Consider the following 5,552-nt stretch of genomic DNA (forward strand, 5'->3'; position numbering starts at 1 on the left):
TGGCATACCCCTCGAACGTGCCATCCGGCGCAATGCGCGAAGGCTGCAACGGCAGCAGCTTCGCCTCGAGCGGCAGGCGGGAGAGCCCGGTCATCGGCTTCGCTCCCCGCCCTTGCCCATCGGGGAGCGGCCGCCTTCCAGCTTCGCCAGATTCTGGAGGAAACGCGTGAAGGCCTCAGCCGTCGCGCCATCCGCTCTCACCCTCACCGGCGGCGCGCGGCCTGTGGCGGGGCGCGTCGACGGAGGTTTCGCATCGCGGCTGGCCTTCATGATTGATCCCCCTCCTGGCGCGTGTTGAAGCGGTTGAGCTCGCGGACGAAATCGTCGAATCGGCGATTGGCTGCCGTCAGCTCGCGCAGGATGAGCCAGGCCAGGCTTGACGCGCTGGCGGCCCACAGCAGCAGGCCGAGATGGCCGACATCGGCGCGGCCGACGAAGGCGGCGATGACCTGGTCGAGCATGTTCATGGTCGCTCCTTCCCCGAGGCACGCCGGCCGTAGCCGACTGCCTCGCGCTTCTCCTCGTCATCGAGGAAGCTCGCCGCACCGAGGCGCCGCCAGAGCGATTCCCGCTCGTCGGCCAGCGCTTCGATGGCATCGAGATCGGGCTCGAGGCTCAGTTCGTCGCCGAAAGCGGGGCCGAGCCATTGGGCCAGCGACTGCGCCGAGCGCTTCACCAGGGGGATCACGGTCTGGCGCCAGAGCGCGCGGTTCGCCTCGGCGAAGTTGGCATGCGTGTTGTCGCCCGGCAGGCCGAGCAGCAGTGGCGGCACGCCGAAGGCGAGCGCGATTTCGCGCGCGGCCACGCCCTTGGCGGCCACGAAATCCAGCTCCGCCGGTGTCAGCGAAAGCGGCTTCCAGTCGAGCCCGCCTTCGAGCAGCAGCGGCCGGCCGGCATTGCGGGCGCCCTGGAAGGAGTCTTCCAGCTCCTGCTTCAGCCGTTCGAACTGCGCCTCGGTCAGCGTCGCGCCTTCAGGCCCGTCATAGACCAGCGCGCCGGAAGGCCTGGCGGCGTTGTCGAGCAGCGCCTTGTGCCAGCTGCTGGCGGCGTTGTGGATGTCGAGCGCGCTCGCCGCCGGCTCGACCGGGGAAAGGCCGTAATGGTCGTCGACAGGGTGGAACAGCGTCAGATGCAGGATCGGCGGGAGCCCGGCCTCGTCCTGCCGGAAGCGGACCGTGTCGCCTCCGACGCTGTAATCATAGGCTTCCGGCCAGCCATCGCGACCGGGCACCACCCGCATGCGGTCCGGCCTCAGCGCATAGAGCTCGCGCGGCTCGCGCCCGGTGCTGACGACCTCGACATAGGCGTTTCCGGCGACGAGCAGGTGGCCGAACAGCGTCTCGCGGAAGGCGATGCCTCCCTGGCGCGGATTGGGCCTGTCGATCAAGGCCAGTGCCGCGTGCTCCGGCACCTCCCGCGCTCCGACCTTGGCGCTCAACGGCGTCTGCGCCGCGGCCTCGGCAATCAGGCGGACGCACCGATGGACGACCGGGTTGCGCTCATAACCCTCGCGCGACAGCGCGACGTAGTCGCGCGGCGTCCAGACCGGGCGCCCGGCTTCGTGCAAGGCGATCAGGGGCCCGACGCGCGAGCGCTTATGTTCCGGCGCGGCACGGCCGCGAAGGTTGCGAAGAAAATCGAACATGGAAGTCTCGCTTTTTCGAGCGTGAAACGACGAGCTGGAGCCTTGGAGCTACATTCCCCTCACCCGCGGCCGGCCCTTCGGCGCGAGCATCAGGTGCGTCAGCGCCCAGACGAGCGCATCGAGCCGGTCTGGCGAGCGTCCGCCCTCCAGGCCACGAGGACCGAAGGAGCACATCTCATCCTCAAGCGCCGGATAGGTCCCGGCATGACGCACGCGGCCTTGCGCATAGAGGGCTGCCACCGGCTCGGCCCGGAGATACTTGCCGCGCGTCGCCCTGACCGAGAGGACCGGGATGCCGGCATCGACCTCGCGGATGATGCTTTCCACCATCTCCCCGCCCTGATTGACCTCGACGACGAGCGCGTCCGCTTCATGACGGCGATAGAGCGCAGCGGCCCTCTCGGCCCATTCATGGGGCCGGGCACCGGCGAGCGTGGCATCCTCCAGCACATGGCCGACGCCATCACCGTCGACGCCGGCGACGACCAGCCCGCAGCAATCGGCGCGCTGGGAGGAGGATGCCGGGGGATCCACGGCGACCGCGATCCGGGCAAGCGGCCCTGGTTCCCGCTCGCGGGCGGCCTCGATCATGGCGCGCGTCCACAGCGCGCCGGGGCTTTCCTCGACGATTTCGCCGTCGAGCTCCTGGCGTCCCAGCCGCGTCCCGCCATAGGCTTCCGTGACGGTGCGGACGAACTCCGCCGCCAGGTTGAACTGATTGTCGCGCGTTCTGGCCCGGCTGACCGCGACATGCGGATCTCCGAGCAGGCGCTTGATCAGGGCCAGGGGGCGCGGTGTCGTCGTCACGATCTGGCCGGGATGATCGCCGAGGCGCAGGCCGAATTGCAGCATGTCCCAGCACTCCTGAAGGTTCGGCCACTTCGCCAATTCGTCGGACCAGGCGGCGCCGAATTGCGGGCCGCGCAACCCTTCCGGGTCCTCGGCCGAGAAGACCTGCCCGATCGCCCCGTTCGGCCACTGGAGGCGGCGCAGCGATGGCTGCCAGGTCGGCCGCTCCCAGCGCGTGTGGATCGCGAGCAGGCCGGAGACGCCCTCGATCATCACATCCCGGACCTGACCTTGCGTCTCGCCGAGGAGGGCGATGCGTTCAGTCCGCATACCGGCGAAAGGAGGATGGCCGAGCGCCATTCCCTTGACCCATTCGGCGCCCGTCCGGGTCTTGCCGGCACCACGCCCGCCAAGGACCAGCCAGATCGGCTTTGCCGGTTCGGCCGGTACTTGGTCAGGTCGTGCCCAGATCGACCACTCGGCTGCGACAGCCTCCACCAACTCAGGCGGCGCTGTCTCCACCAGCCGCTTGAGCAACCTCACTCGCGTCTTCGCCGGCAAGCGCTTCAAGACGTCGAGCAAGCTCCTGACGGAGCTGTGCGACATGTCGCAGGCCGTCAGCGGCATCGGGTTCATCCGTCTGCTTGTCCCTCTTCGCGCTCTGAGGCTCCTCGATCGCCACCAGTTCACGAACCGTACGGGCGAGCGTCGCCAGGGCCTTCGCGTCCGCCTCGCTGGCCGGCGCACCCTTCGGCAGGTCGGCCAGATGCTCCTCGTGCGCATCGAGCTGGCGCTTGGCAGCACGCCAAAGCTGGCCCACCACCACCTTGCGGGATACCACCGGCCGCCTCTGCTTAGCCGCCGGCTGCCGCGTCCTGCTGTCGTCTTCGGCCATGCGTCTCCCCGTGATGACGGGCACGAAAAAGCCGCCGGCTGCAGAGCGCGGCGGCTTCGTTCGGGCACATTTCGTGAGCGTTCCCGATCTCTAACCGATCAGCGTCACGATGTCAAGATAATATTCCTACAACCTGAAGGCGCAGTCACAGAAACAGGTCACGCCTGCTCCTTCTCGATCCATTTGTAGGTCGCGGCCGGCACGTAGTTCTGCATCCGATCCAGCAATGTCGCCGGCTCGGTATCGGTCATAGCCATGGCGCGGTGGTTCTGCTTCAGGAACCCGGCCTCGACGGTCTGGTCGAGAAAAGTGGCCAGCGGATCGTAGAAGCCGGCGACGTTGAGCAGCCCAAGCGGCTTGGCATGGATGCCGAGCTGGCCCCAGGTCCAGATCTCGAACAACTCCTCGAAGGTGCCGATACCGCCGGGCATGGCGATGAAGCCGTCCGACAGCTCTGCCATCCGCGCCTTGCGGGTGTGCATCGTGTCCACGACCTCGAGCCAGGTCAGCCCGATATGACCGACTTCCTTGTCCTGCAGCGCCTTGGGGATGACTCCGTGGACCTGTCCTCCGGCTTCCAGCGCAGCGTTGGCGACGATGCCCATCAGCCCGACAGCACCGCCGCCATAGACCAGCGTCAGGCCGCGCCGCGCGATTTCACCGCCCATGGCGCGGGCGCCCGCCGCATAGACGGGATCGATGCCGGGATTGGAGCCGCAGAAGACACAAACCGATCTCATGAACCGAGAGCCTGCAAGATTCGGGCCCAGGAACGCTGGCCCTTGTGGAAGGAGGACATGTCGTACTTCTCGTTGGGCGAATGGACGCGGTCGTCGTCGAGGCCGAAACCGACGAAGAGCGTGTCGATGCCGAGCGTGCGCTTGAAATCGCCGCCGACGGGAATCGAGCCGCCGCTGCCGATCGAAACGACGCGCCCGCCCCATTCTTCGGCGAGCGCCCCGCGCGCCTTCTGCAGCACCGGCGAATCCGCGGGCACGGCCAGAGCGGGCGAGCCGGAATGGCCGATGAACTCCGCCGAGACATCCTCCGGCAACCGGTCGCGGACGAACTGGCGGAAGGCTTCCGCGATCTTCACGGGGTCCTGGTCGCCGACGAGGCGGAAGGAGATCTTGGCCGACGCCTGGCCGGGAATGACCGTCTTGCTGCCCTCGCCGGTATAACCGCCCCAGATGCCGTTGACGTCGCAGGTGGGGCGGGACTGGACCTGCTCGATCAGCATCCGCCCCTTCTCGCCGATGGAGTGCTTCAAGCCGATCTGCCCGAGGAAATCCTCTTCCGTCAGGCCGAGATCGGCCCATTCCGCCTTCTGCGCGTTGGTCGGCTCGTGCACGCCCTCATAGAAGCCGGGAACGGTGATGCGGCCATTCTCGTCATGGAGCTCACCCACGATCCGGGCGAGAATATGGATCGGATTGGCGGCCGCGCCGCCGAAGAGGCCAGAGTGCAGATCGCGGTTGGCGGCGGTCAGCGTGACCTCCTGATAGACCATGCCGCGCAAGGTCGAGGTGATCAGGGGCGTCTCGCGATCCCACATGCCGGTGTCGCAGACCAGCGCATAATCCGCCTTCAGTTCGGCGGCGTTGGCCTTGATGTAGCCCGGCAGGTTGACCGAGCCGGACTCTTCCTCGCCCTCGACGAGGATGGTCAGGCCGATCGGCAGGTCGCCGGTCTCTGCGAGCGTTGCGCGCACAGCCTCGATGAAGGTCATTACCTGCCCCTTGTCGTCGCAGGCGCCGCGCGCCGCGATGACCTTGCGGCCAGGCTCGAGCTCGCGAACGGTGGGCTTGAAGGGATCGGCATCCCACAGATTCAGCGGGTCGACCGGCTGCACGTCGTAATGGCCGTAGAACAGCGCGTGCGGCGCGCCGGGCTTCGGCCTATGCGCGAGCACGACGGGATGGCCGCCGGTTTCGCGCAACTCGGCCTTGAAGCCGAGCGCCTCGAGGTCGGCCCGCAGCCATTCGGCAGCGGCGCGCGTCTGCGCATTGAACGCCGGATCGGTGCCGATCGAGGGAATTTCCAGCCAGGAGGACAGGCGGGCGACGGACGCGTCAAGTTCAGCATCGAGACGAGCGAGAACGGCGGGAAGCTTGGTCATGGCAACCATCGAAAGCGATTCAGGTGACGCCATCATGGCAAGCGCCCGGGCGGGCGTCAGCATACAATCATGCATTGCCGCCCGACCTGGCCGCAACCCTAATT

The 5,552-nt window shown here is 67.6% G+C and carries 6 protein-coding genes; all 6 read right to left on the reverse strand.

Annotated elements, in window-relative coordinates:
- Positions 1-266 precede the first annotated feature (266 nt).
- The 6 genes from ACIPIA_RS09450 to ACIPIA_RS09475 all read right to left on the reverse strand — a co-directional run bounded on the left by ACIPIA_RS09450 (position 267) and on the right by ACIPIA_RS09475 (position 5,448).
- Positions 267-467 carry a hypothetical protein gene (locus ACIPIA_RS09450; protein ID WP_400508864.1) on the reverse strand — a complete coding sequence of 67 codons (201 nt, stop codon included), beginning with the start codon at positions 465-467 and terminating at the stop codon, positions 267-269.
- Positions 464-1,645: a phage portal protein gene (locus tag ACIPIA_RS09455; protein ID WP_400508866.1), complete on the reverse strand. Its 1,182-nt coding sequence runs from the start codon at positions 1,643-1,645 to the stop codon at positions 464-466. Before ACIPIA_RS09455 ends, ACIPIA_RS09450 begins: the two co-directional genes overlap by 4 nt.
- Positions 1,646-1,693: 48 nt before the next feature.
- The gene (locus ACIPIA_RS09460) at positions 1,694-2,977 is read right to left on the reverse strand and encodes a DNA-packaging protein (protein WP_400508867.1); all 1,284 of its coding nucleotides are present in this window, start codon (positions 2,975-2,977) and stop codon (positions 1,694-1,696) included.
- Entirely contained in the window at positions 2,937-3,329 is a 393-nt protein-coding gene (locus ACIPIA_RS09465) for a hypothetical protein (protein ID WP_400508869.1), read from the reverse strand. The genes ACIPIA_RS09460 and ACIPIA_RS09465 overlap by 41 nt, the downstream gene beginning before the upstream one ends.
- A 158-nt stretch (positions 3,330-3,487) precedes the next feature.
- Positions 3,488-4,069: an LOG family protein gene (locus ACIPIA_RS09470; protein WP_400508871.1), complete on the reverse strand. Its 582-nt coding sequence runs from the start codon at positions 4,067-4,069 to the stop codon at positions 3,488-3,490.
- On the reverse strand, positions 4,066-5,448 hold the full coding sequence (locus tag ACIPIA_RS09475; RefSeq protein WP_400508873.1) for a M20/M25/M40 family metallo-hydrolase: 1,383 nt from the start codon (positions 5,446-5,448) through the stop codon (positions 4,066-4,068). Before ACIPIA_RS09475 ends, ACIPIA_RS09470 begins: the two co-directional genes overlap by 4 nt.
- Positions 5,449-5,552: the final 104 nt, after the last annotated feature.

The organism is Allobosea sp. CER48, assembly GCF_044752385.1.
Taxonomy (GTDB): Bacteria; Pseudomonadota; Alphaproteobacteria; order Rhizobiales; family Beijerinckiaceae; genus Allobosea.